Source organism: Tsukamurella sputi (assembly GCF_007858445.1).
Taxonomy (GTDB): domain Bacteria; phylum Actinomycetota; class Actinomycetes; order Mycobacteriales; family Mycobacteriaceae; genus Tsukamurella; species Tsukamurella sputi.
Map to the genome: position 1 here is coordinate 168,431 of NZ_VIGV01000003.1, position 26,705 is coordinate 195,135.

A 26,705-nucleotide genomic window follows, 5' to 3' on the forward strand; every position below is an offset into this window, starting at 1 on the left:
CACGGGCATCCCCGCGCCGTCGACGGCGGAGATCCCGGTGCCCACCGAGCAACTCGTGGCCGCCGGCCCGACCGACGCCTACGCCCGCGGCGCCGCGCGCGTGCAGACGAACGGCGTGAACGGCCACGCCAACGGAGCCTCGCTGCCGAGCGTCGCGCCCACGGTGCCCGTGCCGCTGGGCACGGATGCTCCCGCGACCGAGCCGTTGACGGCGCCGGTCGCCGCGGTGGAGGAGAGCCCGACCGCAGCCGCCGAGGTCCCGGTGGCGGAGGTGCCGGACGGTGTGCTGGACACCCGCGAGTACCCGGTGACCCGGCCCGGCGTCCCGGCGCCGGACCACACGGTCACCGGCCCGATCCGCGAGCGCGGCCGCGGCGACCGCACCCGCGACGAGATCGCCCAGCTGCGCGAGCAGAACAAGGCGATCGCGGCCGAGCTCAGCGCACTGCGCTCGGACTACCGTTCGATGGCCAGTCGCACCCGCCTGCAGAGCGACCACATCAGCGATCCCACGCGGTTCGAGATCGACGGTCGCCTCGAGGGGCCCGACGGTCCGCTGGGCCGCGCCGGCCGGCTGCTCACGCCGCACGGCGAGATCCTCACGCCCGCCTTCATCCCCGTGGGAACGAAGGCCACGGTGAAGACGGTGATGCCCGAGGCGGTCTCGGATCTCGGTGCGCAGGCGGTGCTCGCGAACGCCTACCACCTGTACCTGCAGCCCGGTCCCGAGATCGTGGAGCAGGCGGGCGGCCTCGGTGCGTTCATGAACTGGGACGGCCCCACCTTCACCGATTCCGGTGGCTTCCAGGTGATGTCGCTCGGCTCGGGCTTCAAGAAGGTCATCGACATGAACGGTGGCGAGGAGCTGCGGGGTGACGACGCGATCGCGGACGGTAAGGACCGCCTCTCGCGTGTCGACGACGACGGGGTGACCTTCCGCAGCCACCTCGACGGCACGGAGCACCGGTTCACTCCTGAGGTGTCGATGCAGATCCAGCACCAGCTGGGCGCCGACATCATCTTCGCCTTCGACGAGCTGACCACGCTGCACAACACCCGCGCGTACCAGGTGGAATCGCTCGAGCGCACTCGCCTCTGGGCGCGGCGCTGCCTCTCCGAGCACAACTGGCTCACCGCGCAGCGGCACGATGCGATCTCGCTGTGGGGCGTCGTGCAGGGCGCGCAGTACGAGGACCTGCGCCGCAAGGCCGCTCGCGATCTGCGGGCGCTGAGCGAGGAGGACCGGCTCTCCGGTGGCCTGGGCTTCGGCGGCTACGGCATCGGCGGTGCGCTGGAGAAGGCGAACCTGTCGACCATCGTGCGCTGGGTGAACCAGGAGCTGGAGGAGGGCAAGCCCAAGCACCTGCTGGGCATCTCGGAGCCGGACGACATCTTCGCCGCGGTCGAGCAGGGCATCGACACGTTCGACTGCGTCTCGCCCTCGCGGGTCGCGCGCAACGGTGCGATCTACTCGCTGGACGGTCGCTACAACGTGACAAACTCGCGGTTCAAGACGGACTTCCGCCCGCTGGATCCGGAGACCGACAACTACACCTCGCAGTACACGCGCGCCTACATCCATCACCTGTTCAAGGCGAAGGAGAGCCTCGCAGCCACGCTCTGCACCATCCATAACGAGCAGTTCATCGTCTCCCTGGTCGCGAAGATCCGGCAGTCGATGATCGACGGCACGTACTGGGACTTCAAGGAGGAGTTCCTGGGTCGCTATTACAAGGGCACCCAGCAGCACCTCGCGAAGTCCGACTAGGGGCGTAGCGGGTCCGGCCGTAGGATTCGGACATGCCCCACGTCGTCGCGCTGCCGGTCTGCGACGGGATGACGATGCTCGAGTACGGCACCGTGATCGAGGCGCTGAGCTTCGAGTGGAGCGATCTGCCGTCGCTCGGCTACGACGTGCGCGGCTGCGGGCCGGCGGGCGGGGTGCGGACACTCGGCGGTGCCGTACTTCAGCCGGCGTACGGCCTCGACGAGATCGCGGGAGCCGACACCGTCGTCATCACGGCGGTCTCCGACCCTCGGACCGACTCGAATCCCGAGTGGCACGAACCGCTGCGTGCCGCGGCCGCGAACGGCGCGCGGATCGTCTCGATCTGCACCGGCGCCTTCGCACTTGCGGCAGCGGGCCTGCTCGACGGCCGACGGGCCACCACGCACTGGCGCCACGCGGGCCTTCTGCAATTCCGCTTCCCCCGGGTGCACGTGACCCCCTCGGAGTTGTACATCCAGGACGGTGCGGTGATCACCGGCGCAGGCTCCGCCGCCGGCCTCGATCTGTGCCTGCACCTGATCCGCAGCGATCACGGCGCGGGCATGGCCAACGAGATCGCACGCCGCCTCGTCGTCGCACCGCACCGCGACGGCGATCAGTCGCAGTTCGTCAACATCGACACTCTCCGTCCCGATATGGACAAGCGCTTCGCCGACTTCCTCCAGGGCCTCGCGCACGGCATCGGTGGAGTGAAGGACCTCGACGACATGGCGGCCCGCGCCGGTGTCTCCCGCCGCACACTGCATCGGCGGTTCCGGCAGTACACCGGTATCGCTCCGCTGGAATGGCTGATGCGGCAACGGGTCTACCGCGCGATGCGGCTCCTCGAGACCACCGACGACTCCGTCGCGGCGATCACCGGCCGCGCGGGCTTCGACGCCGAGGAGACGTTGCGCTACCACTTCAAGCGGCAGACGGGGCTCGCGCCCACGGCCTACCGCGACCGGTTCCGCGGCAGCGACGTCGGCCCGAGTGCGGCGCGTCCCGTGGCCGGATCTTGACGAAATCCGGCACCGCGCACCTGGGCGCCGACGCCGGCCCTGCATAGCGTTGCGGACATGAGGATTCAGCAGTTCAGGAAGGTCCTCGGCGGCACCCGGGCCGTCGCGCGGACGAACACCGGCCGGCCGGGATGGATGCGCGAGTTCGCCTGGGGCGTCGCGGCGGGCAACCTCGTGCGACACGGGGCGGACGTGCCCGGCGCTCACCGGGCACGCGCCTGCGAGCGGCAGCCCTACCTCGGCCCCACGACCGCGGGGCGGTCGACGTCAGAGCGTTAGCGTCCAGGGCTCGCGGGGCAACCGGGCGGGATCGAAATCGTCGAGCATCTGCCGCGGAGTACTGCCGCGCAGGCCCAGGCTCGCAGCGAGTTCGGGGAGCACCACCGCCGGCCCGCCGCGCTCGGCGAGCGTGACGGCACCGTCGCGCTTGGCGAGGCGGACGCCGGTGGGCCCCAGCACCATCGGCACGTGCGCGTAGGTCGGCGGCCGGTCGCCGATTAGCGTCGCCAGGTATGCCTGCCGCGGCGCGGAGGACAGGAGATCGTCGCCGCGCACCACCTGGTCGACGCCCTGCGCGGCATCGTCGACCACCACGGCCAGGTTGTAGGCGTACGTCCCGTCGCCGCGCCGGAGCACGAAATCGTCGACCGTGCCGGTGTACTCACCGTGCAGCACATCGGTCACCGTGAACTCACTGACCGATGCCCGCAGGCGCAGCGCCGCCGGCCGCTCGAGACGGCGCGCCGCGCGCTGACTTCCGGTCAGATCGCGGCAGGTGCCCGGGTAGGCGCCCTCCGGCGCGTGCGGCGCCGACGGGGCGGACAGGATCTCGCGGCGCGTGCAGTAGCACTCGTAGACGTCGAGCCGCGTGAGCGCCGCCGCGTACAGGTCGGTGCGGGCGGACTGCCGCACCACGGGCCCGTCCCAGTCCAGGCCGATCGCCGCCAGGTCGGCGAGCTGCCGGGGCTCGGCGCCGGCGGCCACCCGGTCGAGATCCTCGACGCGCAACAGGAAGTCCCGCCCCGTCGAGCGGGCGAAGAGCCAGGCGAGGAGCGCGGTGCGCAAGTTGCCCACATGCAGATCGCCCGAGGGGCTCGGCGCGTACCGTCCGGCTGTCACGGCTCCAGTTTACGAGCGGACGCGCGCGAGGTTGCCGGCCCAGCGCGCCACGCGCTCGACGAGTTCCGCGGGTCCGACCACCGTGACGTCCGCGTCGAGGACGGCGATCGCCATCGCGGGCCAGTCCAGCGAGTCGGCCTCCATCCGCACGACGGTGCCGTCCGGCGCTTCCTCGAGGCGCGCGTACCGGCCGATCGCCGCCCGGACGTGATCGATCGGGGCGGCCACGTGGAACTCGATGCGATGGCCGGGGGCGCGCTGCCCGACGGCGGCGCGGACGTAGGCGGCCGCGTCCTCGGCCGGGAGGTCGCGCGGGCGGAATCGGACGCCCGTGCTCGACGGTCCGCTGATCCGGTCGAGCCGGAAGCTGCGCCAGTCGTGGCGGTGCAGGTCGTAGGCCACGAGGTACCAGCGGCGGCCGAGCGGGACCAGTCGCAGGGGTTCGGCGAGGCGTTCGGTCTCGGCACCGTCGGCGGCGGTGTAACCGAACTCGATGCGTTCCTCTGCCCGGCACGCCTCGGCGAGGCCGGTCAGGACCCGGGGATCGACGGCGGGCCCGCCGGTGAGGACGGCCGGCTGGGTGACGGCGCCCAGCGCCTCGACACGCTTGCGCAGCCGCGGCGGCATGACCGCCGCGACCTTGCCCAGCGCACGTACGGAGGTCTCGGCGATGCCGGCGATTCCGCCCTGCGCCGCGGTCTGCAGGCCGACGGCGATCGCCACGGCCTCCTCGTCGTCGAGGACCAGTGGTGGCAGGGCGGCACCCGCGGCGAGCTGGTAGCCGCCATCGACGCCGCGGGTCGCGGAGACGGGGTAGCCGAGGTCGCGCAGGCGCTCGATGTCGCGGCGCAGCGTGCGTACGGAGACCTCCAGCCGATCGGCCAGTTCGGAGCCCGGCCAGTAGCGGTGGGTCTGCAGGAGGGACAGCAGCCGCAGGGTTCGAGAGCTCGTGTTCGCCATGTCTTCCAGTGTGTTTTCCATTAAGGACAGAAACTGACACTAATGCTTCTTAGGCTTGCAGCATGACCGAGACACAGAACATCTCCGCAGAGCGCAACGACATCCTCAGCCTCCTCGCCGAGCGCCGGCATTTCCTGCGTTTCACCGCGCAGGGCCTGACCGACGAGCAGGCCAACACCCGCAGCACCGTCAGCGAGCTGACCGTGGGAGGCCTCATCAAGCACGTCACCGAGGTCGAGAAGGGCTGGCAGGACTTCGCGCAGGGCAAGGGTCACGCGATGGACGGCATCGACTTCGAGAACATCACGCCCGAGCAGGCGGCGGCATTCGCCGACACCTTCCGGCTCACGGACGGCGAGACCCTGGCCGGCGTCCTCGCCGAGCACGAGAAGGTCGCCGCGGTCACCGACGAGCTGGTGCGGACGCTCGACCTCGACACCTCCTTCGAGCTGCCCGAGGCGCCGTGGCAGCCGCCGGGTGTTTTCTGGACGGTGCGCCGCGTGTTCCTCCACATCGCCGGCGAGACCGCGCACCACTCGGGCCACGCCGACATCATCCGCGAGAGCATCGACGGCCAGAAGAGCATGGGCTAGCGGGATCGCGTCCGCGGGTCCGGTCCCGATGTCGGCCTCTGCGCCTACGATCGGACCCGTGGACCTCCCCGTGAACCCGCCGCTCGATCCGATGCTCGCCAAGGCCGCGAAGGCCGTACCGGGCGAGGGCTACTCCCACGAGCCCAAATGGGACGGCTTCCGCGCCCTGATCTTCCGCGACGGCGACGAGGTCTTCATCGGCTCGCGCAGCGGGAAGGATCTGGGCCGGTACTTCCCCGAGGTCGTCGCCGCGGCCCGGGCCGAGCTGCCCGGGCGCTGCGTGCTCGACGGGGAGATCGCGGTCGCCGTGCACCGCGAGGGCCGCAAGCGGCTCGACTGGGAATCGCTGTCGGCGCGGATCCACCCCGCGCAGTCCCGGATCACGAAGCTCGCCGAGGAGACGCCGGCCATCTTCATCGGCTTCGACGCCGTCGCGATGGCCGACGTCGACCTCACCGGCAAGCCCTTCAGCGCGCGGCGCGAGGTCCTGGTCTCCGCGTACGCGGGCACGGAGACCTGCAAGATCAGCCGCGTCACCACCGACGCCGCGGCCGCCGCAGAGTGGTTCGAGCGGTTCGAGGGCGCGGGCCTCGACGGGGTGATCTCCAAGCGGATCGACGGGCACTACCTGCCCGGCAAGCGCGAGATGATCAAGGTCAAGCACGCGCGCACCGCCGAGGCGGTGGTGATCGGCTACCGCCCGCACAAGTCGCAGCCGAACGCCGTCGGGTCCGTCCTCCTCGGGTTGTACAAGGACGGCCAGCTGCTGCCGATCGGCGGCATCGGCGCCTTCACCGCCGCCAAGCGCGAGGAGTACCTCCAGCTCCTGGAGCCCATGCGAACCGCCGAATCGGTGCAGGGCGAGCCCAACCGCTGGGCCACCCCGGAGAAGACGGGGGAGTGGGTGCCCGTGCGTCCCGAGTTGGTGGTCGAGTTCGACTACGACCAGATGGAGGGCATGCGCCTGCGGCACACCGCCAAGTTCCAGCGCTGGCGCCCCGACCGCGACCCCTCGAGTTGCGGGTACGAGCAGCTCGACGTCCCGGTCAACTACGACCTCGACGACGTGCTGCAGGAGGGTCAGTGATGGCGAAGGCGCCCGCAGCGGAGGTGATCGTCCCGGGGCCCGACGGTGACCGACCCGTCCGGGTGTCGAGCCCCGACCGGATCATCTACCCCGCCACCGACCTCACCCCAGAGGTTTCCAAGCTCCAGGTCGCGCAGTACTTCGCCGCCGTCGGCGAGCCGCTGCTCGCCGCGATCGGCGACCGCCCGACCGCGCTGGAACGCTGGCCCGGCGGCGTGCACCCCGGCGGCCGGCTCGCGCAGGGGCCGCAGGACAAGGACGCCGACGGCTTCTATCAGAAGCGGATGATGAAGGGAGCGCCCGAGTACGCGCAGACGGTGCGCATCGCCTTCCCGTCCGGCCGCCCCGCCGACGAGCTGTGCCCGTCCGAGATCGCGATCCCCGTGTGGTGCGCACAGATGGGCACCATCACCTTCCACCCCTGGCCGGTGCGCAGCGCCGACGTGGACCATCCCGACGAGCTGCGGATCGATCTCGATCCCCAGCCCGGCACCGATTTCCGCGACGCCGTCCGGGTCGCGGGGATCGCCCGGGAACTGGCCGACGACCTCGGCCTGCGCGCCTACTGCAAGACGTCGGGCAACCGGGGCGTGCACGTCTTCATCCGCATCGCGCCGCGGTGGGACTTCGTGGACGTGCGGCACGCCGCCATCGCCTTCGGGCGCGAGCTGGAGAAGCGCGATGAAGGCGTCACCACCGCGTGGTGGAAGGAGGAGCGGGGAGAGCGGATCTTCGTGGACTACAACCAGAACAGCCGCGACCGCACCATCGCCTCCGCGTGGTCGCTGCGTGCGGTGCAGGGCGCCACCGTCTCCACGCCGCTCACCTGGGATGCGCTCGCGGAGCTGAAGGACCCGCACGAGCTCAACCTGTTCACCGTCCCCGAGCGCCTCGCGGACGGGAATCCCTGGGCCGACATGGACGAGGTCGCGCACGACCTCACGCCCCTGCTGGAGAAGTGGGAGCAGCACCCCGTCGAACTGAACTACCCGCCCGACTACCCGAAGATGCCCGGCGAGCCCCCGCGCGTGCAGCCCAGCAAGAAGGTCGCCGAGCACTGGGACGCCGAGGGCAACCGCATCGAGTAGCCGAGCGCATCCACGCGCGGTTCATGTGGGTCTGGTAAGCACAGGGCATGCGCTCGAATCGCCGTGTCTCCGCCGCCCTCGTCGCCGTCCTCGCGGGCGGTTCCCTCGTCGCGTGCTCGTCGGGCGGAGGTGAGGACGCCGCGAAGCTCGATCTCAAGACCGGCACGAACTCGCCGCTCACCATCACCGCCGCGCAGCTCGCGGGACTCGCGCAGGGTGGCGCGGTGGTCGACGTGAAGCCGACGGCCGATGGCACCGTCGAGGCTGGGAAGGGCGGCGCTGTCGTCTTCAAGCCCAAGGTCGGGTTCACCGGCAAGGTGGAGCTCAAAGCCGTCGTCTCGCCGGCCGTCGCACTGTTCTCGTCGAACATCCCGCCGCTCGCCACCGTCGGTGGGGTGTCGATCGACGGGAGCGGCTACGGCTCGTCGTGGACGCCGGTTCCGGGTGTGCCCGGTGAGTTCTACGGCCTCACCGATCGCGGGCCCAATGTCGACGGTCCGGGCAAGGACGAGAAGATCGCGGCCACACCCGACTTCATCCCGCAGATCGGCCGGTTCAAGCTCGAGGGTGGCGAGGCGAAGCTGCAAAGCGTGATCACGCTCAAGGGGCGCGACGGTGTTCCGCTCAACGGCCGTAACGACACCGCCGCCCCCACCGGAGAGAAGATGCTCAACCTGGACGGCGCGGAGCTGCCGCCCACCGACCACGGCATCGATTCCGAGGGCCTCGTCGCGCTGCCTGACGGTTCCTTCTGGGTTTCGGACGAATACGGCCCCTTCCTGATCCACTTCGACGCCAACGGGCAGGAGCTCGAGCGGCTCGCGCCCGGCAAGGGGCTGCCGGAGGTGCTCAAGAACCGGACGCCCAACCAGGGCATGGAGGGTCTGACCGTGACACCCGACGGTAAGCGTCTGGTGGGAATCATGCAGTCCGCCTTGAACGTCCCCGGTCTCAGCGGCAACGCGAAGGAGGTGCCGGTGACCCGCATCGTCGTCATCGAACTCGCGACCAAGGCCGTCCAGCAGTACGCCTATCTGCTCGACAATCCGAAGGACACGAAGAAGGCCGTCTCGGAGATCACCGCGGTGTCCAACACGGAGTTCCTCGTCGACGAGCGCGACGGGAAGCCCGCCCCCAAGGCGAACAAGACGATCTACCGCATCAACTTCGACGGTGCCACCCCGCTCGGCGAGCAGAACCCGGAGACGATCGCCGGCGTGAGCACCACCGCGGAGGCGGAGACCGCGCTCAAGGGCGCGGGCATCACCCCGGTCCGCAAGACGACTGCGCTCGACCTCAGCGGGCTCGTGGACAAGCTGAACCCGGAGGGGAAGTTCTTCGGCCACGACAAGGTGGAGGGACTCGCGACCCTCGACGGCGGCAAGACCCTGTACATCGCCAACGACAGCGACTTCGGTCTGGCGAGCATCGCCGGCCCGAAGACGCCCTTCCAGCTCAAGGCGAAGACCCTGGCCAACGGGCTGCAGGACAGCCTCGAGGTGCTCAAGGTCGACACCACCAAGCTGAACGAGCCCACCGTCGAGCGGACGATCACGGTCACCGTCGGGTAGGTTCACGTTTTTAGTATTGACTTATATAAGTAGAGGATGAAATACTCGTCGAGTGCACGCCTTCGACGTCCTCGGTGACCCGGTCCGCCGCCACCTGATCGAGCTCCTCGCTCGCGGGGAGCATTCGGCGGGCGACCTGAGTGACGACGTGCGTGAGCGCTTCGGTATCAGTCAGCCCGCGGTCTCGCAACACCTGAAGGTGTTGCGGGAGGCCGGGTTCGTCACCGTCCGGCCCGAGGGGGCGCGCCGGTTGTACGCGGTCTCGCCCGAACCTCTGCGGGAGATCGACGACTGGCTGGTCCCGTTCCGGCACTTCTGGGAGCCGCGATTCGCGGCGCTCGGTACCGAGATCGCGCGCGGGAAGCGTGCGCGCAGAACATCGACGGACAAGGACGAATCATGACCTACGACATCGACGACCTCGCCGCGGCGCAACCCACGGCGGTCACCCGGCGCGCCGAGGTGCGCGACAGCGGCGAGGGGGACGTCTACGTCTCCGGTTCGCTGAGCCAGGCCTACCCCACCGACGTCGCCGATCTCTGGGAGGCGGTGACCAGCGCCGAGCGACTGCCGCGCTGGTTCGCACCCGTCCACGGCGACCTCGAGGTCGGCGGCCGCTTCCAGGTCGAAGGCAACGCCGGCGGCACTGTGCTCGAATGCGACGCCCCGCGCCGCTACCTGATCTCGTGGGAGATCATGGGCGGGACGTCGCAGGTCGAGGTCGTCGTCGAACCCGACGGTGACGGCGCCCGCCTCACGCTCACCCACTCCGGCGACAACGTCCGCGACTTCTACGAGCAGTTCGGGCCCGGAGCGACCGGTGTCGGCTGGGACCTCGCCTTCCTCGGCCTCAACGCGCTGCTCACCACCGGCCAGGACCGCCCCGAGGACGCCGAGGCGTTCTTCGCGACGCCCGCGGCCAAGGCGCTCGTCGCCGCCTCTGCGAAGGCCTGGGGTGACGCGAGCATCGCCGCCGGCGTGCCCGAGGAGCAGGCTCGCGCGCAGGGCGAGCGCACCGCGGCGTTCTTCTCCGGCGAGTAGCCGCTCAGGCCGCGGCGGCCGCCACGACGGGCTCGTCAGAGGCGACGGTGCCGGTCGGCTCCGTCGCGGACTTCGGTTCCTTCGCGGCACCGGACGGCGCGGGGTCCACGGTGCCGGTCGAAGCTGAAGTCTCGCGGGCGGCCGAGGTGGCGGCCGGCTCCGGTGTGGCGCTCGGTGCGACCGTGGCGGTCGGCGCCGACGTCGCGCTCGGTGCGACCGTCGCGCTGGGCTCGACAGTGGAGCTCGACTCGCTGGAAGGGGAGGACTGCGCCTTCGTCGACGGATCCGACTGCGGCGCTCCTGTCTTCGCGAGCTGAAGCAGCGGTGACTGCTCGGGGGCCTTCTGCGGGGTCGAGGGATCGGTGGTCGACTGCTCGCTCGTCCGGGCGGTGTCCGCGGTCGCCGGGGCGGTGGGCTTCGGAGCGAGGAACTTCGAGGCATCGCCCGTGCCGGTGACCGCCTGGCCGACACCCTGCACCGCGGCACTGATCAGGTCGGTGCCCAGGCGCAGCGGATCGAGTAGCGGGACGATGCCGAAGGGCGATGCGGCGCCGTAATCGCGCCGGTCATAACCCGTTTCGATGAGGACGCGCGCGACCGGCGAGACGAGGTCGATGAAGGGCGTGAACAGGGCGGTGGTGCCGGTGGCCTTGCCGAGGTCGAGCAGCGGCAACATGATCGGCAGGATCTTCGCAGGCAGCGTGACGTAGCGGGTGTCGCCGCTGATCTGGCAGTAGGTGCCGGCCGTGCAGTTCGCAGTCGCCGCCTCGACGGCCTTGCGGACCTCGTCGGGCGTGTAGCCGATGGGTGTGGCCGACGGGTCGTCGGATCCCTTGGGCGCGAGCATCTTGCCGTGCACGTACCAGAATCCGGCGAGTGCGTTGGCCGTCGCGAGCAGGTTCACCGGGTACTTCGGGAAGTCGGTGACGCCGTCGTACTGGAAGCCCACGTCGGTGGTGTTGACGGGGCGGGTCGGGGTACCGGTGTTCGTCGGCGTCCCGGGTCCGAAGGTGACGTCGAGGATCGGGATGTGGCCCAGGAAGGACGGCCGGGTGAAGAGCCCGCCGTTGGGGCGGCTCGCGTTGCCGATGAGCACGAACGAGACGTTGTCCGGAACGCCCCCGTTCTCGGCGAACTGCTTCTTGACCGCGGTGACCACCGTGCCGCCCTGCGAGTACCCGAAGATCACGATGGGATCGTTCTTGTCGGTGGCGGCGTACTGCTGGTTCAGGCTCGTCACGCCGCTCGCCACCGAGTCGTCCCACTTCGCGCCCTGGAGGCCGCCCCAACCCGAGAGCGGGATGGGCCAGAACTCGGCGATGTAAGGCACCGGCTTCGCGATGCAGGCCGTGGTGCCGCACGCACCCGTCGGCGCCACGTAGTAGCCGACGACGTTCTCCTGATAGCCCGTCACCTTCGACGGGTCCTTGGTGCCGGTCCCGGGCACGACGAGCACCGTCGTGGCCGCCCAGGCGACCGCGGAGGTGAAGGTGAGGGCGATCGCACCGAACAGTGCGACCAGGACGTATCCGAGCTTGCGGGCGGTTTCGCGCATGACGGGGCGGCCTCTCGTGTTCAGGTTGCGCTCAGTTTCGCACGACTGCGCTCGTCGTGCTTGCAAACTCAACCCTGCCGCGGTCCGCTATCCCGCAGCGGCGATCACCCGGTCGGCGCGGTCCGGCAGGAGGTGTCCCGCTCCGGCGAGGAGCGCGACGGCTTCGTCGCCGAAGACGACCCGCGCGTGCGCGGCGCCCCGCGGACCGTCGAGCATCCTGTCCTGCTCCCCGAATGCGGCGGTCACCGGCGCGGTGATCCGGGCGAGGGCGTCGTCGGCGAAGACGGGGAGTCCGTCGGTGCGCGGCCGGAAGGCCCGGAAGGTGAGATCGCTGAAGGCGGCGATGTCACGCTCGAGGCCCGGCTCGTCCGACGGGCTCCATCCCGTGAAGTAGCGCATCGCGGCCCGACGTCCTGGCCTGCCCAGCAGACTGAGTAGGCCCGCTACCAGCAGCGGAGCGGTGCGGCGCGGACCGAGACCGCCCGGAGCCAGCAGGCCCAGTGAGCGGACGCGGGCGGGGTGCTCCGTCGCGTAGTCCAGGGCGACCCAGCCGCCGAGGGACTCGCCGATCACCGCCGCGTGCGGGGCGCCCAGCGCATCCGTCACGCTCGCGAGCCATGCTGCGTGCGCGCCCGGTTCGAGGGGCAGCCGCGGGACGACGGTGCCGCCGGGCTCGCCGGGCAGGTCGAGTGCGTGCACGCGGTGCGTCCGCGCCAGGCGCGGGATCTCCGTCGCCCAGTTCAGCGACGTTCCGCCGGAGCCGTGCAGGAGGACCACGGGCGGGGAGTCTGCCGGGCCCGCGCTGAGGACGTGCGTCCCGTCGACGACGGTGCTCTCCACGTCCGGCAGGTACATCGACAGCAGCCGCGCGTACTCGTCACGTACTTCGAGTGCGTCCTCGTCGCTCCGGAATCGATCGTCGCTCATCCCCGCCTCCTCGTTCTCGCTCAGTCTGGCAGGGCATCTCGGGTTCGAGGTGCAGCGAGTGTCAGCCGAGGCCCTCGACGACGCGGAAGTCGCGCTCCACCGCGTCGCCGAGCGCGGCCAGGGCCTTCTGATACGCGGCGCTCTCCCGCGTGGCGACCGCCTGCTCGAAGCTCTCGAACTCGATCAGGATCGTCCGCTCGGCGACGCCCTGCTCGTACGGGGCGACGCGACCGTCGCGGGAGAGGAGTCGCCCACCGCCGGCCTGGACGGCCACGCGCGCCAGTTCGTCGTAGGCGGCCAACTTCTCGGAGTCCTTGATGACGCGGTAGACGCTGACCCAATAGCCCTTGGCCACGGTGTCTCCTGTGCTCGGAGTGACGGTTCGTCCGGCTCAACCTCTGGGGCGCACCGTTTATGCCCGGGCGGGCAGTGTGGCCACCCGTAGCCGGGTGGTCGAATAGCCGACGCAGCGAGGTTGAGCGCGCTGTCATTACCGACCGCGGTTCGCGGAGTCGCGCGGCGTCGGAACGTGCAGGCGAGGACATGAGTTCGAGTTCCCAGTCCTCGATCAGCGCACGCATGCCGCCATTGTGAGGTGATCTGCGGTCTCAACGCCACGACCGTTCCGTCGATGCGGTCGCGCAGGTCAGTCTGATGACCTGGAGACAGATGAAAGGAGGGGCCTTCGGATCGCTCCGAAGACCCCTCCCACCTGCGGAGGATAGGGGATTTGAACCCCTGAGGGCTATTAACCCAACCCGCGTTCCAGGCGAGCGCCATAGGCCACTAGGCGAATCCTCCGTGGACCACTGTAGACGAAGGCCCCCGTCGACCCAAACCAGCCCGGACCCGTATAGTGGTCCACGGACTCCGCGCGGCGTCCATCCTGTGAACTCCCCCAGGGCGGGAACGCAGCAAGGGTCAACGGGCTCTGGCGGGTGCGCGGAGTCCCCTTTATGTCCGGGCCCGAGAATCCGCCGGAGGCGCACCCGATGTCCACCTACGTGTCCCTGAGTCAGTCCGAACTCGCCGACGTCCACGCGACGCTGACGGAGCAGTTCGAGACGCTGAAGGCCCGGGGGCTGAAGCTGGACCTCACCCGCGGCAAGCCCGCGCCCGATCAGCTGGATCTGTCGAACGCGCTGCTCGCGTTGCCGGGCGAGGGCGACTACCGCGCCGCCGACGGCACCGACACCCGCAACTACGGCGGCCTCGCCGGCCTGCCCGAGCTGCGGGCGATCTTCGGCGAGCTGCTGGGCATTCCCGTCGCGAACCTGTACGCGCAGAACAACTCCAGCCTCGAGATCATGCACCGCCTGATCACCCTGGCCTGGATCCACGGGACCGTCGACGGCGAGCGCTCGTGGAGCGCTGAGGAAACGGTGAAGTTCCTCTGCCCGGCCCCCGGCTACGACCGGCACTTCGCCATCACTCAGGAGTTCGGCATCGAGATGATCGTGGTGCCGCTGAACCCCGACGGCCCCGACATGGCGGTGGTCAAGGACCTCGTCGCGAACGATCCCGCGATCAAGGGCATCTGGACCGTCCCGAAGTTCGCCAACCCGACGGGCTCGGTGTACTCCGAGGAGGTCACCCGCGAGCTGGTGTCGATGCCCACCGCGGCGAAGGACTTCCGCGTCTTCTGGGACAACGCCTACGCCGTGCACCCGCTGGTGGGCGACGCACCGTCGGACCCCGACATCCTGGGCCTGGCTGCCGAGGCCGGCCACCCGAATCGGCCGTACGTGCTGGCCAGCACCTCGAAGATCACTTTCGCGGGCGCCGGTGTCAGCTTCTTCGGCGCCTCCGCCGAGAACCTGGCCTGGTACGGCAAGTACACCGGCCTGACCTCGATCGGTCCCGACAAGGTGAACCAGCTGCGGCACGTCCGCTTCTTCGGCGACGCGGAGGGCGTGCGCGCACACATGCGCAAGCACCGCGACCTGATCGCGCCCAAGTTCGCGCGGGTGCTGGAGATCCTCGAGGAGCGCCTCGCAGCGGCCAAGGTCGCTTCCTGGAGTGAGCCCACCGGCGGCTACTTCATCAGCCTCGACGTGCTCGACGGGACCGCGAAGCGCACCGTCGCCCTGGCGAAGGAGGCGGGCATCGCCCTGACCGCCGCCGGCGCGACGTTCCCGCACGGTGAGGACCCGCACGACCGCAACATCCGGCTCGCGCCGACCTTCCCGTCCATCGGGGAGCTTGAGACCGCAATGGACGGCGTGGCGACCTGTGTACTCTTGGCTTCTGCTGAAAAGCTGATGTCGCAGCCCGACTAGGGTCGCGCCTGAGCAGGAGGATCGCGCCGGTGGCGGACGAGAACAGCCGGCGGTTCCCCCGGCAGTGGTGGGTGCTGGCCCTCTTCGCGGTGTCCGCGGGGGTGGCCGTCTGGCAGCAGTTCGTCCGGATCCCGTTCTCCACGCCGATGTACGGGCTCTTCCACAACCAGATCGACGCCGAGGTCTACCGCAAGGGCGGCGAGATCGTGGCGCACGGCGGCGAAGGGCTCTACGACGGTCCGCTGCTCAACGAGATCCTGCCCTTCACCTACACGCCCTTCGCGGGTGTGCTGTTCGTGCCGTTGAGCTGGATGTCGACCGACGTGCTGCGGTGGGTGTGGACCGCCGCGGTGATGATCGCCCTCCTCGCCTGCATCCTCATCGCGCTGCGCCTGATCGGCTTCGTCCGCGACTGGCGCGTCTGGTTCGCGGCCGTCTGCCTGACCCTGGTCGCGACGGTCCTCGAACCGGTCCGCACCACCCTGTGGTTCGGCCAGATCAACGTCTTCCTGATGCTGCTCCTGCTGTGGGACCTGGGCCGGCCCGCCGGGGCGCGGTTCAAGGGCTTCAGCATCGGCATCGCCGCGGGCATCAAGCTGACGCCGCTGTTCTTCCTCGCCTACCTCGTCGTGACCCGGCAGTGGCGCGAGGCGCGCACCGCGCTCGCGACGCTGGCCGGCACCGTCGTGATCGGCTTCCTCGTGATCCCGCAACAGTCGTGGCAGTACTGGTCGGGCACCTTCCTCGACGCCAACCGCGTGGGCGAGCCGAACCAGGTGGGCAACCAATCGATCAACGGCCTGATCGCCTACCTGACGAACGCCGAGGAACCGTCGACGATCCTCTGGCTGGCCGTCGCAGTCCCGGCCGCGCTCGCGGGTCTGGCGATCGCGGCGTGGGCGTATCGGCGCGACGAGATCCTGCTCGCGGTCACCGTCGTGGGGCTGACCGCCTGTGCCGTCTCGCCGTTCTCCTGGGGGCACCACTGGGTGTGGATCGTGCCGCTGCTCGTGCTCCTGATCGGCCGCGCGTTGCTGACCGATGAACCCGGCCACCGGGTCCTGGCGCTGGTCGCGGCGGCGGCGCTCGTCGCGGCGACCTTCATCTGGGTCACCTACTTCCCGACCCTGCAGCCGACGGGTGTCGACGACGTCCACGACACCTACGCGATCGGGATCTTCCTGCGGCCGATGGACAATCCCGTGCTCAAGGCACTCGCAGGCGGGGTCTACGTCTGGATCTTCGTGGCCACGCTGATCGGCTCGGCGTGGTACCTGCGGAGCACGGACAGCCGGCCCACGACCGCGGACGAGGCCGTACCGGCGAGCGCGGACCGGTCCGGCCGTGCAGCCTGACCGGATAGCCGAAGACCGTCGGCTGCTGGCCTACCTCGGCGCCGCGATGATCGCGGGCGGGCAGCCCGTGCACGAGGTCGAGGACGAGCTGAAGAGCGTCGCCACCGCGATGGGGCACCCGCTGGCGCAGATCGGTGCCACGCCCACCGGGCTCACTCTGGGCCTCGAGCCCGGCGCGGGCGCCACCTTCGAATCGATCGACGGTCCGCTCCGGCTGGACCAGTCCGCCGTCGTCGCCGATGTCCGACGGGGCCTCGTCGCCCGGACCCTGTCGGCCGACGAGGCCTTCGCTCGGCTCGGCACCCTGCGCTCGCTGCCGCACCGCTACCCGCAGTGGGTACAGGACGCTTCGTGGTCGGTGATCGCGGTCGGCATCGCGATGCTGCTGCAGCCCGGCTGGCCCAACATCGCCGCAGCGGCGATCGGCGGCGTCGTGGTGATGCTGCTGGTCAAGCTCGCGCGGCGGGTGCGACTCGCCGCCACCCTGCTGCCCACGATCGCCGCCTTCGCCGTGGGCACGGGCGTCTTCGCCGCTGCCCAGGCCGGGTGGCTCGACGGTCCGCTGCGCACCCTGCTCGCGCCGCTCGCGGTGCTGTTGCCCGGCGCGCTGATGGTCACGGGCATGTCCGAGCTCGCTGCGGGCGCGATGGTCGCGGGCAGCTCCCGCCTCACCTTCGGGGCCGTGCAGCTGCTGCTGTTCTCGCTCGGCATCCTCAGCGCGACGTCCGTGCTCGGGGTCGCGCCGGACATGCTGGTCAACGAACGGGTCAACCAACTCGGCTGGTGGGGGCCGCCGGTGGGGCTCGCGTTGATCTGCGTCGGCGTCTGCCTGAACGAGGGAGCGTCGATGCGGCTCCTCCCGGCGATCGGCATCGTGGTGGCGGCGGCCTTCGGCGCACAGATCGCGGGCCAGCACATCTCCGGCGCGGTCCTCGGCGGCTTCCTCGGGGCGATCGCGGGCAGCCTGGGGGCGGCGCTCGTGGCGTCGGTGCGGCCGCAGCTGCCTCGACTGGTGGTCTTCCTCCCCGCATTCTGGGTGCTGGTGCCCGGCAGCCTCGGCCTGCTCTCGGTCACGTCCGTCGGCATCGACCCCGGACAGGGGGCGCGCACCGTCGTCGACGTGGCCGCCATCATCTGCGCCCTCGCGTTGGGCCTGCTGTTCGGCTCGGCCCTGGCGCAGGCGGTGCTCGGGCGTTTCGAACTGCGCAAACGCCCCCGATAGCGAATTGTTCACCCACTCACCGATTTATGTTCATTCGCGCATGTTTCGCTGCAGCAATGACGAATCTCGGTAGCGGAAAAGCCCGGACGGCGTTCGCAGTCAGCGCGGTCGCGGTGCTCGGCGTGGTCGCGGCGTGCGGCAGCAATGACAGTGGTCCCGGCACCTCGGGCGACACGGCGTCGAAGGTGGAGATCAACCGCCAGGCGGCGGGCGACATCACGACCCACGGCGGCGCGAAGCGCCTCGCGGGCGACCAGACGCAGGCGATCGCCGAGTCGATCCAGCGCTCGAAGGCCAAGAACGTGATCCTGGTGATCGGCGACGGCACCGCCAACCAGGAGCTCACCCTCGCGCGGAACTACCAGTGGGGCGCGGGCGGCCAGATCCCGGGCATCGACCAGCTGCCGCTGTCGGGCGACTACACCACGTACGCGCTCGACAAGAAGACGCGCAAGCCCGACTACACCACCGATTCGGCGGCGTCCGGCTCGGCGTGGGCTACCGGCACCAAGACCTACAACGGCGCCGTCGGCGTCGACATCGACGGCAAGCCCCAGCGCTCGATCCTCGAGATCGCCAAGGCCAACGGCCGCAAGACGGGCAACGTGACCACCACCGAGCTGCAGGACGCCACCCCGGCCGTCCAGGTCGCGCACGTCGCGCAGCGCAAGTGCTACGGCCCCGTCGAGACCAAGGAGAAGTGCTCCTCCGACGCGCTCGGCAACGGCGGCCTCGGCTCGATCACCGAGCAGCTCCTCGCGGCCCGCGCCGACGTCACCCTCGGTGGCGGCTGGAAGACCTTCCAGCAGACCGCCGACGCCGGCGAGTACAACGGCAAGACCCTCGAGGTGCAGGCCAAGGAGCGCGGCTACCAGATCATCCGGTCGGGTGCGGAGCTCGACGGGATCAAGGAGGCGAACCAGGACAAGCCCCTGCTCGGTGTCTTCGCCGACGGCAACCTGCCCCGCCTGTGGGGCAAGGCCACCGCGACCAAGGGCGGCGGCAAGGAGCCGGCCATCACCTGCTCGGACAACCCCGAGTTCGGCGCCACCCCCAAGCTCGGCTCGCTGACCAAGAAGGCCATCGACCTGCTCAAGGGCGACAAGGGCTTCTTCCTGCAGGTCGAGTCCGGCTCGGTCGACAAGGCCAACCACGACGCCGACCCCTGCGGCCAGATCGGTGAGACCGTCCAGCTGTCGGACGCGGTGACCGCTGCGCTCGAGTTCGCGAAGAAGGACAAGGACACCCTGGTCATCGTCACCGGCGACCACGCGCACACCAGCCAGATCATCGAGACCGGCTCGGACACCCCCGGCCTGACGCGCACGCTGAACACCAAGGACGGCGGCCTGCTGACCGTCAACTACGGCACGTCGCTCGACCCGGGCGAGGAGCAGCACACCGGCGGCCAGGTCCGCATCGCGGCCTACGGTCCGGGTTCCGCCAACGTCGTGGGCGTGACCGACCAGACCGACCCGTTCTTCTACATCACGGACGTGCTCGGCCTGGACCGCGACAAGAAGTAGGAGCGCGCGGCCGTTCGGTCATCACGACGTGCTCGGCCTGGACCGCGACAAGAAGTAGGAGCGCGCGGCCGTTCGGTCATCACGACGTGCTCGGCCTGGATCGCGACAAGGAGTAGCCCACTGGGACACGCAGAGCCCACCCGCGAGCCGCGGCCCCCGGAATCCCCGGGAGTCGCGGCTCGCGGCTTTCGTCCACCTCGGTCGACGGTGTCCCGCTACCGTGGGTGCAGACGCAAACGTCAGGGGGAGAAGAGACATGTATCCGCAGGCAGTACCCGTTCCGCGCATCCATCGCGCACTCGCACTGATCCAGGCGATGATCGCCGCCCTCACTCTGGTGGGGCTGGTGATCTGGTGGATGGCCTCCTACCCGTCGGTCGACGACTACGAGCACTCCGATCTGGGCAACGGCGCGATGGTCTTCTTCCTGATCGCGCCGGCGCTGCTCCTGTTGCTCCTCCTGTTGGTGCCGCTGATCGGACTGGCGGTCTTCGTCGCGCGCGGCTCGCTGCCCGCCCGCGTCGCGAGTTGCTGCATCTGGAGCGTTCTGATGCTGGCGGGCCTCGTCGCGGTGCAGGTGCACCCCGCGTACGTCCTCGTCCTGTTCGTCTCGTTCTGCATGCTGCTGGCGCTCTCCTTCGCGGGGCGCCTCGGCGGCGGTCCGGTCCCTCCGCCCCCGCCCGCGCCCGGTCCGGGGCGGTTCGCGCCCCCGGCTCCGCCGTACCCGACGGGGCAGTTCCCGGCGGTCCCGCTGTTCCCGACGGGACAGTTCCCGACCGCACCGTCGAACCCGTCCGGGCAGTTCCCCGCGATCCCGCCGCAGGACGAGAAGCGGTCGTGATCGGGAGGCGCGCCGGCAGGTGCTCCGGTCGCGAGGACGGCACCGGAGCAAGCTGCGACGCTGTCGGACCCTGCCGGTAGCCTGGCACCGTGGCTCTCTACCGCAAGTACCGTCCCGCGACGTTCGCCGAGGTCGTCGGGCAGGAGCACGTCACCGAGCCGCTGAGTACGGCGCTCGATTCGGGGCGTGTGAACCACGCCTACCTGTTCTCCGGCCCGCGCGGCTGCGGTAAGACCTCGTCGGCGCGCATCCTCGCGCGCTCGTTGAACTGCGAGCAGGGCCCCACCAGCACGCCGTGCGGCGTCTGCAACTCGTGCGTCGCACTGGCGCCCGGCGGCCCCGGCAACCTCGACGTCACGGAGATGGACGCGGCCAGCCACGGCGGCGTGGACGACGCGCGTGAACTGCGTGACCGCGCCTTCTACGCCCCGGCCGAGTCGCGCTACCGCGTCTTCATCGTGGACGAGGCGCACATGGTCACCCCGCAGGGCTTCAACGCGCTGCTGAAGATCGTGGAGGAGCCGCCGGAGCACCTCATCTTCATCTTCGCCACCACGGAGCCGGAGAAGGTGCTCACCACCATCCGCTCCCGCACGCACCACTACCCGTTCCGGCTGCTCGCGCCCAACGTGATGCGGCCGCTGCTGGAGAAGATCACCGGCGCCGAGCACGTCGCTGTCGAGCCGCAGGTCTACCCGCTGGTCATCCGTGCGGGTGGCGGCTCCCCGCGTGACTCGCTGTCGATCATGGACCAATTGCTGGCGGGCGCGGGCCCGGAGGGCGTCACCTACCAGCGTGCCCTCGGATTGCTGGGTGTCACCGACACCGCGCTCATCGACGCCGCCGTCGACGCACTCGCGACCGCCGACGGCGCGGCTCTCTTCGGCGCCGTCGAGAAGGTGATGGAGGCCGGGCACGATCCGCGCCGCTTCGCCACCGACCTGCTCGAACGACTCCGGGACCTGATCCTCCTGCACACCGTCCCCGACGCCGCCGACCGCGGCCTCATCGACGTGCCGCAGGACGTGCTCGAGACGATGCGTGTGGAGGCCGCGAAGCTCGGCCTCGCCACCCTCACGCGGTGCGCCGAGGTCACGCACGCCTCGCTCGCCGAGATGCGCGGCGCCACCTCGCCCCGCCTCCTCCTCGAGGTCATGTGCGCGCGCATGCTGCTGCCTGCCGCGGACGACTCGCAGGCCGCGCTGCTACAGCGCATCGAGGCCCTGGAGCGCCGCCCGGCGGGTGCTCCCGTCGACGGTCCCGCCGCCGTGCCCGCGTCCGCCGCCCCGTCGACTGCTCCCGCGGCCCCCGCTCCGCAGTCCGACGGTGCGCCCGCCCGGTTCGTCCGGCCCAGCCAGCGTCAGGCGGAGGCGGGACCGGAAGCGGCCACGCGGCCTTCGGCCGCACCGGAGGCCCCCGCCGCACCGGAAGCGGCCACGCGGCCGTCCGCCGCGCCGGTCACCCCGCCCGAGGCTCCCGCGCCGCAGGCCGCGGGTGCCGAGCCCGCGGTCACGGCTGAGCCCGTCGAGTCCGAGCCGGTGCTGCACCGCCCCGAGCCGGATCCCGCGCCTGAGCCCGCCGCAGCCGCGGAGCCCGCCGCTCCCGCGCCGCAGCCCGAGCCGACCCCGCCCGCGCGCGTCGCTCAGGAACCGGCCGCCCCCGAGCCCGTGGCACCTCCGCGTGCGGCAGCCCCGGAGCAGCCCGCCCCGGAGCCCGAGTACCAGCCGGAGCCGGCCGCGGCGCCGGAACCCGCCCCTGCGCCGGCGGCATCGGCGGCCCCGTCGGGTCCCTCGGTGGAGGAGGTCCGTACGGCCTGGCCCAAGGTGCTCCGTGCGGTCAAGGACCGCAGCACGGTCACGTTCGCCCTGATGCCGAACGTCCAGGTGCTCGGCCTCGCGGGTGACACCCTGCATCTCGCGCTGCCGATCCCTGCACTTCTCGGCCGGTTCAGCGATCAGCAGCACGTGGGCAACCTGCGCGACGCGGTCCGGGAGGTCTTCGGCACGCAGTGGAACGTGGAGGTCGGCGACGGCAGCGGCGCTCGCCAGCAGGGCGCGCCCGCGGCGGCACCGCAACAGCAGCAGCGCACCGCCGCCGAGCCCCGCAAGGCTCCGCCCACGTTCGAGCGCCGCAGCCGCGCGGGCGATCAGCGCCCCGATCCGCGCCCCGCAGGACGGGAGAACCGCGCACCGTCGCACCACGACGACATTCCGCTCCCGCCCGAGCCGGACCCCGAGCCGGCGCCGGTCGAGGAGGTCTCCGAGGAGGAGATGATCGATGCCGCGCACCGCGAGGACGCCGCCTCGGGCGGCACCAGCGCGCCGCGCCGCGACCCGGACGAGATCGCTCTCGAGCTCCTCAAGAACGAACTCGGCGCCCGCCCCATCTGATCGGGGCGAGCGCCGGGTCGCGGTGTCCTGCTAGGCGTTCCACCAGGGCCGCAGCGGCAGGTCGCCGGCTCCACCCTTCTCGTCGAGCTTCACCGCCAGGATCTGGTGCAGCTGGACGACGTTGCGCTCGAAGCCGAGTCGCGAACCCGCCATGTACAGGCCCCAGACGCGGGCGGTACCGAGACCGACCTCGGCGACGGCCTCGTCCCAGTTCTCGACGAGATTGCTGCACCACCCGGCGAGTGTGCGCGCGTAGTGCTCGCGGAGGTTCTCCTCGTGCCGCACCTCCATGCCGCCGATGTCCTGGATCGCGGCGATCACGCGGCCGGAGCCGGTGAGCTCACCGTCGGGGAAGACGTACCGGTCGATGAACTGGCCGCCCTTGCCCGACAGCTTGTTGTCGTGCCGCGTGATCGTGTGGTTCAGCAGCAGCCCGCCGGTCTTCAGCTTCTCGCGCAGCGACGTGAAGTACGACGGGTAGTTGTGCACGCCGATGTGCTCGGTGAGACCGATCGAGCTGATCGCGTCGAAGTCGCCCTCGGGCACGTCGCGGTAGTCGCTGTAGCGCACCTCGGCGAACTCGCCCAGGCCCTCGGCCTCGATCGCGGCCTGCGCCCACTGCGCCTGCTCCTTGGACAGGGTCGCGCCGATGGCGTGCACCCCACGGCGTGCCGCGTAGCGCACCATGCCGCCCCAGCCGCAGCCCACGTCCAGCAGCCGGTCGCCCGGCTTGAGCCGCAGCTTCTCGAAGACGAGGCGGTACTTGTTCTCCTGCGCCTCCTCCAGTGTCGCGTCGACGTTCGGATAGCAGGCACAGGTGTACGTCATCGACGGGCCGAGCACCAGCTCGTAGAAGCGGTTGGAGACGTCGTAGTGGTGGTGGATGGCGTCGGCGTCGCGGGACTTGCTGTGCCGCAGCCCCTCCGCGATCCGGCGCCAGCGGGGGATCGCCTCCTGCGGCGGTGGCGCGATCGGGATCATGTGCTCGGCGCCCACGGAACGCGCGATCTGCGCGATCAGCTTCGGCCCGGGCTTGGCGAACTTCAGGTCGTCGGAGAGTGCGCGGAGCGCCTCGTACGGGTCTCCCGGGTGCGCGCCGGTGAGCTCCAAGTCGCCCGCGATGTAGGCGCGGGCGAGCCCCATGTCGCCGGGTGCCGTTGCGAGGTATGTGGTTCCGCGCGGGGTGAGCAGGTCGAGGCCGTAGGGCGCGTCGTCCGGCCCGGCCGACGAGCCGTCGTAGGCCTTCACCCGGATGGCGAGCTTGCCGCCCGCCACCTTCTCGATGATCTCGGCGAGGCTGAGCTTGGGGAGATGCTCAGTGGATCGCGTCAATTCACTGCCTCCTGACTGTCTTGTCGTACAGCCCCAGCAGACGATCGTCGGGGTCGTAACGGGACTTGTACTTCTCCAAGTGGATTCCGCCGTAGAGCTCGTCGAACTCGGCGCGCTCGTAGAAGGCCTCGGAGTAGAGGGACTTGTGTCCGCCCAGCTCCGACACCTTCTGCTCGATCAGGCGGTTCGCCCGGCCCTCGATCTGGCCGGGTTGCTTCGGTACCGCGGACCAGAAACCGATGTTGACGTAGGTCTCGCGGGGTTCCAAGGGGTAGAGCGGCCACGGCCGGTCCGGATCGGCACCGTCGGGAAGCGGATCCCGCAACCGCAACGGGCACAGCCAGATCGGCTCGATGGGGATCTCGGCGAGGAACCACTCGAGGAACTCGGTGGTCCTCGAGATGTGCACCTCGATGTCCTGCACCACGCGCTCGCCGGGCGGCTCGCCCTTGCGTGCGGCGAGCCTGTCGCCGATGTCCCAGCGTCGGTCCAGCGCCACCAGCTTCCAGTAGAAGCTGCTGCGCAGCAGGTGTTTCGGCCACAGGCGGCGAACCTTCGGGTTCTGCGCGCCGAAGGCGCGGGAGCACCAGAACCAGTCGGTGTCCCAGCGCCACAGGTAGTCGTGCGTCGTGAGCCGGTCGCGCGTGACCCCGTCCGGGTGCTGGATCGATCGGTAGAAGATCTCCCTGCCCGTGTAGTCGCTCAGCGGTCCGGGCTCATCGGTCTTGCGTCCGAGCACGAGGTAGGACTCGTCCGCGGAGAAGACCACCCCGTCGAGGTAGTCGACGCTCTCGCCCGTGTACTCGTGTGTGTCGACGACGGCGTTCATCGTCTCCTGCAGCGCATCCAGGCTGTGGAACCGCACGTGCCGCAGTTCCACGTATCGCCCGACGGGCTCCAGCTCGACCGTCAAGCGCGTCGAGTATCCCAGCGTGCCGTACGAATTCGGGAATCCGAAGAACAGGTCGGCGTGCGGGCCGCCCGGTGCCGCTGTCACGACCTCGCCGCTACCGGTGAGGATGTCCATCGACAGCACCGCCTCGTGCGGCAGTCCGGCCCGGAACGAACTCGACTCGATGCCCATGCCCGTCACCGCGCCACCGAGCGTGATCGTCTTGAGCTGCGGTACCACCGTCGGGGCGAGACCGAAGGGCAGCGTGGCCGCCACGAGGTCCTCGTAGGTGCACATGCCGCCCACGTCGGCGGTCCGTGCCTCGGGGTCGATCGCGATGACCGACGCGAGGCCGGAGACGTCGAGCCCGGGCGCATCGGTGGCGGCGCGGGCGCGGAACAGGTTGGAGGTCTTCTTGGCCAGGCGGACACGCGCGTTCGGCGGAATCGCGCGGTAGCTGGCGCGCAGCCGAGCGAGGCCCTCCTCGTAGGCGGCTTCGCCTGCGATCGGGACCGTCGACGGGGTTCGCGCCGGCGTTGCGTTGCGAGCACTCACGATCATCGACGCTATACCTCTCGGGCGCGACGCGCGCGGGCCGCTACCGATTGGTTAGGCTGGCATCGAACCCGTCGGCGGTGCCGACACCCACGTCGCCGACCTGGTCGGGGGCACCGATACTCAGAGGATCGAAGTACGTTGGCCCAGGTAACCGCCACCAAGTCCACCACCATCGCCGCCGCGCCCGAGAAGGTCCTGGCCGCCATCGCCGACTACACCCGGCGCGCCGAGATCCTTCCCCCGAACTACCGCGAGTACCGCGTCGTCGAGGGCGGGCAGGGCTCCGGCACCGTCGCCGAGTGGATCCTGCAGGCCACGGAGAAGCGCTCGCGCAACGTCCGCGCGACCGTCACCGTCGACGGCGCCACTGTCACCGAGACCGACGCGAACAGCTCGATGGTCACCACCTATCGTGCGGTCGCCGCCGACAGTGCCGGGGATGCGACCACCGTCACGATCACCACCACGTGGCAGGGCGCGGGCGGAATCGGCGGCTTCTTCGAGAAGACCTTCGCGCCCAAGGGCCTCGGGCGGATCTACGACGAGCTGCTCACCAACCTCAAGGTGCAGGTCGAGTCCAACGGCTAGGCGTCCACGGCGGCACCGCGGGAGCCCCGTCGCACCGCTGCCGCTGCGTGACGGCGTCGACCCGACGCGCCTGGTCGTCGCCGAGGAGGAGGCCGGGCGCACGCTCGGGGAGGTCCTCGAGGCCCGCTTCCCGGGCACCGCGGAGTACGTGGCGCGGGAGAGCGCGGCCGGGTGCGTCCTCGGCTCCGACGGCGCGCCGCTCGGCCCCGGATCCGTTCTCGCCGCCCGGCAGGCGGTGTGGATGTACCGCGAGCTGCCGGACGAGATCGACGTGCCCTTCCCGATGCCGATCCTGTTCGAGGACGAGCGGATCGTGGTCGTGGACAAGCCGCACTTCCTCGCGACCATGCCGCGCGGTGCGCGGGTCGTGCAGAGCGCTCTGGTGCGGCTGCGCCGGGAGCTCGACGAGCCGCTGCTCTCGCCCGCGCATCGGCTCGACCGGCTGACGGCTGGCGTGCTGCTGTTCACCCGGGATCCCGCGGTGCGCGGCCCCTACCAGCAGCTCTTCGCGACCGGTGCGGCCCGCAAGGAGTACGCCGCCCTGGCGCCGCTGCGCGCGGACCTCGTGCTGCCGACGGTCGTGGAGTCCCGGATCGAGAAGACGCCCGGCATCATGCGTGCCTACGAGGTGGACGGTCCGGTGAACGCGCGCTCGCACATCGAGCTGGAGTCCGAGGTCCCGGACGGGCGAGGAGGCACCGTCGGGCGGTACCGGCTCCGCCCGGAGACGGGCAAGACGCACCAGCTCCGCCTGCACATGTCCGGCCTCGGAGTGCCGATCCTGGGGGACCCGTTGTACCCGGAGCCACGGGAGTTCGTGGACGGCGACTTCTCCGTCCCGCTGCGCTTGCTCGCGCGCACGCTCGCGTTCACCGACCCGGTCGACGGGACCGAGCGCGAATACGTGAGCACGCGGGTCCTGGGCGGAGAATCAGCCGGAATCGGTTCCGCGATGCCGCAGGGCGATCCTCAGCCGGAAATCGGCTGATTC

The 26,705-nt window shown here is 70.5% G+C and carries 24 protein-coding genes, 1 tRNA gene and 1 other RNA gene; 18 read left to right on the forward strand and 8 right to left on the reverse strand.

The genetic code is table 11. The annotated features are described in order from the left end of the window. Window positions 1-466: 466 nt before the first annotated feature. From tgt to FK268_RS10345, 3 genes are read left to right on the forward strand one after another with little or no spacing between them, the layout of a single operon-like run. A complete protein-coding gene (gene tgt / locus FK268_RS10335; protein ID WP_146434515.1) occupies window positions 467-1,768 on the forward strand; it encodes a tRNA guanosine(34) transglycosylase Tgt in 1,302 nt (433 codons plus the stop codon). 32 nt (window positions 1,769-1,800) lie between these two features. Continuing rightward, the gene (locus FK268_RS10340; RefSeq protein ID WP_146433735.1) at window positions 1,801-2,790 is read left to right on the forward strand and encodes a GlxA family transcriptional regulator; all 990 of its coding nucleotides are present in this window, start codon (window positions 1,801-1,803) and stop codon (window positions 2,788-2,790) included. 57 nt (window positions 2,791-2,847) lie between these two features. Then, on the forward strand, window positions 2,848-3,069 hold the full coding sequence (locus FK268_RS10345) for a hypothetical protein (RefSeq protein WP_146433738.1): 222 nt from the start codon (window positions 2,848-2,850) through the stop codon (window positions 3,067-3,069). Here FK268_RS10345 and gluQRS read toward each other — a convergent pair. Both gluQRS and FK268_RS10355 read right to left on the reverse strand, forming a co-directional pair. Then, a complete protein-coding gene (gluQRS, locus tag FK268_RS10350) occupies window positions 3,058-3,909 on the reverse strand; it encodes a tRNA glutamyl-Q(34) synthetase GluQRS (protein ID WP_146433740.1) in 852 nt (283 codons plus the stop codon). The two genes, FK268_RS10345 and gluQRS, sit on opposite strands and share 12 nt — an antisense overlap. 9 nt (window positions 3,910-3,918) lie before the next feature. After that, window positions 3,919-4,869, reverse strand: a complete 951-nt coding sequence (locus FK268_RS10355) for a helix-turn-helix transcriptional regulator (protein ID WP_146433742.1) — start codon at window positions 4,867-4,869, stop codon at window positions 3,919-3,921. 62 nt (window positions 4,870-4,931) lie between these two features. Here FK268_RS10355 and FK268_RS10360 point away from each other — a divergent pair, with 62 nt between their 5' ends. From FK268_RS10360 to FK268_RS10385, 6 genes are read left to right on the forward strand one after another with little or no spacing between them, the layout of a single operon-like run. Next, on the forward strand, window positions 4,932-5,462 hold the full coding sequence (locus tag FK268_RS10360; RefSeq protein WP_146433744.1) for a DinB family protein: 531 nt from the start codon (window positions 4,932-4,934) through the stop codon (window positions 5,460-5,462). A 58-nt stretch (window positions 5,463-5,520) separates the two neighbouring features. After that, window positions 5,521-6,549, forward strand: coding sequence for an ATP-dependent DNA ligase (locus FK268_RS10365; protein WP_146433746.1), 1,029 nt, complete (start codon window positions 5,521-5,523; stop codon window positions 6,547-6,549). After that, entirely contained in the window at window positions 6,549-7,637 is a 1,089-nt protein-coding gene (locus FK268_RS10370; protein ID WP_146433748.1) for a DNA polymerase domain-containing protein, read from the forward strand. Before FK268_RS10365 ends, FK268_RS10370 begins: the two co-directional genes overlap by 1 nt. 47 nt (window positions 7,638-7,684) lie before the next feature. Continuing rightward, window positions 7,685-9,208: an esterase-like activity of phytase family protein gene (locus FK268_RS10375; RefSeq protein WP_146433750.1), complete on the forward strand. Its 1,524-nt coding sequence runs from the start codon at window positions 7,685-7,687 to the stop codon at window positions 9,206-9,208. Window positions 9,209-9,260: 52 nt separating this feature from the next. Beyond that, window positions 9,261-9,611, forward strand: a complete 351-nt coding sequence (locus FK268_RS10380) for an ArsR/SmtB family transcription factor (protein ID WP_146433752.1) — start codon at window positions 9,261-9,263, stop codon at window positions 9,609-9,611. After that, window positions 9,608-10,249, forward strand: coding sequence for an SRPBCC family protein (locus FK268_RS10385; protein ID WP_146433754.1), 642 nt, complete (start codon window positions 9,608-9,610; stop codon window positions 10,247-10,249). Before FK268_RS10380 ends, FK268_RS10385 begins: the two co-directional genes overlap by 4 nt. Window positions 10,250-10,253: 4 nt before the next feature. On the opposite strand, the gene FK268_RS10390 is transcribed toward FK268_RS10385, so the two are convergent. The 4 genes from FK268_RS10390 to FK268_RS10405 form a co-directional block, all read right to left on the reverse strand. Next, a complete protein-coding gene (locus FK268_RS10390; RefSeq protein WP_146433756.1) occupies window positions 10,254-11,804 on the reverse strand; it encodes a PE-PPE domain-containing protein in 1,551 nt (516 codons plus the stop codon). Window positions 11,805-11,891: 87 nt separating this feature from the next. Beyond that, complete coding sequence (locus FK268_RS10395) at window positions 11,892-12,731, reverse strand: alpha/beta fold hydrolase (protein WP_146433757.1); 840 nt, start codon at window positions 12,729-12,731, stop codon at window positions 11,892-11,894. A 61-nt stretch (window positions 12,732-12,792) separates the two neighbouring features. Further along, a complete protein-coding gene (locus FK268_RS10400; RefSeq protein ID WP_146433760.1) occupies window positions 12,793-13,086 on the reverse strand; it encodes a DUF1330 domain-containing protein in 294 nt (97 codons plus the stop codon). Between the two features lie 360 nt (window positions 13,087-13,446). Continuing rightward, window positions 13,447-13,532, reverse strand: a tRNA-Ser gene (locus tag FK268_RS10405). Between the two features lie 61 nt (window positions 13,533-13,593). Between FK268_RS10405 and ffs the strand changes: the two genes are divergently transcribed. The 7 genes from ffs (at window position 13,594) to FK268_RS10440 (ending at window position 22,344) form a co-directional block, all read left to right on the forward strand. After that, window positions 13,594-13,688: signal recognition particle sRNA small type (ffs, locus tag FK268_RS10410), an RNA gene on the forward strand. A 35-nt stretch (window positions 13,689-13,723) separates the two neighbouring features. Beyond that, on the forward strand, window positions 13,724-15,010 hold the full coding sequence (locus tag FK268_RS10415) for an aspartate aminotransferase type Ic (RefSeq protein ID WP_146433762.1): 1,287 nt from the start codon (window positions 13,724-13,726) through the stop codon (window positions 15,008-15,010). Window positions 15,011-15,039: 29 nt separating this feature from the next. Further along, complete coding sequence (locus FK268_RS10420) at window positions 15,040-16,365, forward strand: glycosyltransferase 87 family protein (RefSeq protein WP_146433764.1); 1,326 nt, start codon at window positions 15,040-15,042, stop codon at window positions 16,363-16,365. After that, window positions 16,355-17,587 (forward strand): threonine/serine exporter family protein, encoded by a 1,233-nt coding sequence (locus FK268_RS10425; protein WP_146433766.1) that lies wholly within the window; start codon window positions 16,355-16,357, stop codon window positions 17,585-17,587. The genes FK268_RS10420 and FK268_RS10425 overlap by 11 nt, the downstream gene beginning before the upstream one ends. Before the next feature lie 56 nt (window positions 17,588-17,643). Beyond that, the gene (gene phoA / locus FK268_RS10430) at window positions 17,644-19,113 is read left to right on the forward strand and encodes an alkaline phosphatase (RefSeq protein ID WP_146433768.1); all 1,470 of its coding nucleotides are present in this window, start codon (window positions 17,644-17,646) and stop codon (window positions 19,111-19,113) included. 256 nt (window positions 19,114-19,369) lie between these two features. Continuing rightward, entirely contained in the window at window positions 19,370-19,954 is a 585-nt protein-coding gene (locus tag FK268_RS10435; protein ID WP_146433770.1) for a hypothetical protein, read from the forward strand. An 89-nt stretch (window positions 19,955-20,043) separates the two neighbouring features. Next, window positions 20,044-22,344 (forward strand): DNA polymerase III subunit gamma and tau, encoded by a 2,301-nt coding sequence (locus FK268_RS10440; protein WP_146433772.1) that lies wholly within the window; start codon window positions 20,044-20,046, stop codon window positions 22,342-22,344. Between the two features lie 30 nt (window positions 22,345-22,374). Here the strand turns inward: FK268_RS10440 and FK268_RS10445 are convergent, their stop codons facing one another. Together FK268_RS10445 and FK268_RS10450 are read right to left on the reverse strand one after the other, a co-directional pair. Then, window positions 22,375-23,676, reverse strand: a complete 1,302-nt coding sequence (locus FK268_RS10445) for a class I SAM-dependent methyltransferase (protein WP_146433775.1) — start codon at window positions 23,674-23,676, stop codon at window positions 22,375-22,377. Window position 23,677: 1 nt separating this feature from the next. Next, window positions 23,678-25,075 (reverse strand): FAD-binding oxidoreductase, encoded by a 1,398-nt coding sequence (locus tag FK268_RS10450; protein WP_231707057.1) that lies wholly within the window; start codon window positions 25,073-25,075, stop codon window positions 23,678-23,680. A gap of 189 nt (window positions 25,076-25,264) precedes the next feature. Between FK268_RS10450 and FK268_RS10455 the strand changes: the two genes are divergently transcribed. Together FK268_RS10455 and FK268_RS10460 are read left to right on the forward strand one after the other, a co-directional pair. Beyond that, window positions 25,265-25,714, forward strand: a complete 450-nt coding sequence (locus FK268_RS10455) for an SRPBCC family protein (protein ID WP_146433778.1) — start codon at window positions 25,265-25,267, stop codon at window positions 25,712-25,714. A 37-nt stretch (window positions 25,715-25,751) separates the two neighbouring features. Continuing rightward, window positions 25,752-26,702 (forward strand): pseudouridine synthase, encoded by a 951-nt coding sequence (locus tag FK268_RS10460; RefSeq protein WP_146434516.1) that lies wholly within the window; start codon window positions 25,752-25,754, stop codon window positions 26,700-26,702. Window positions 26,703-26,705: the final 3 nt, after the last annotated feature.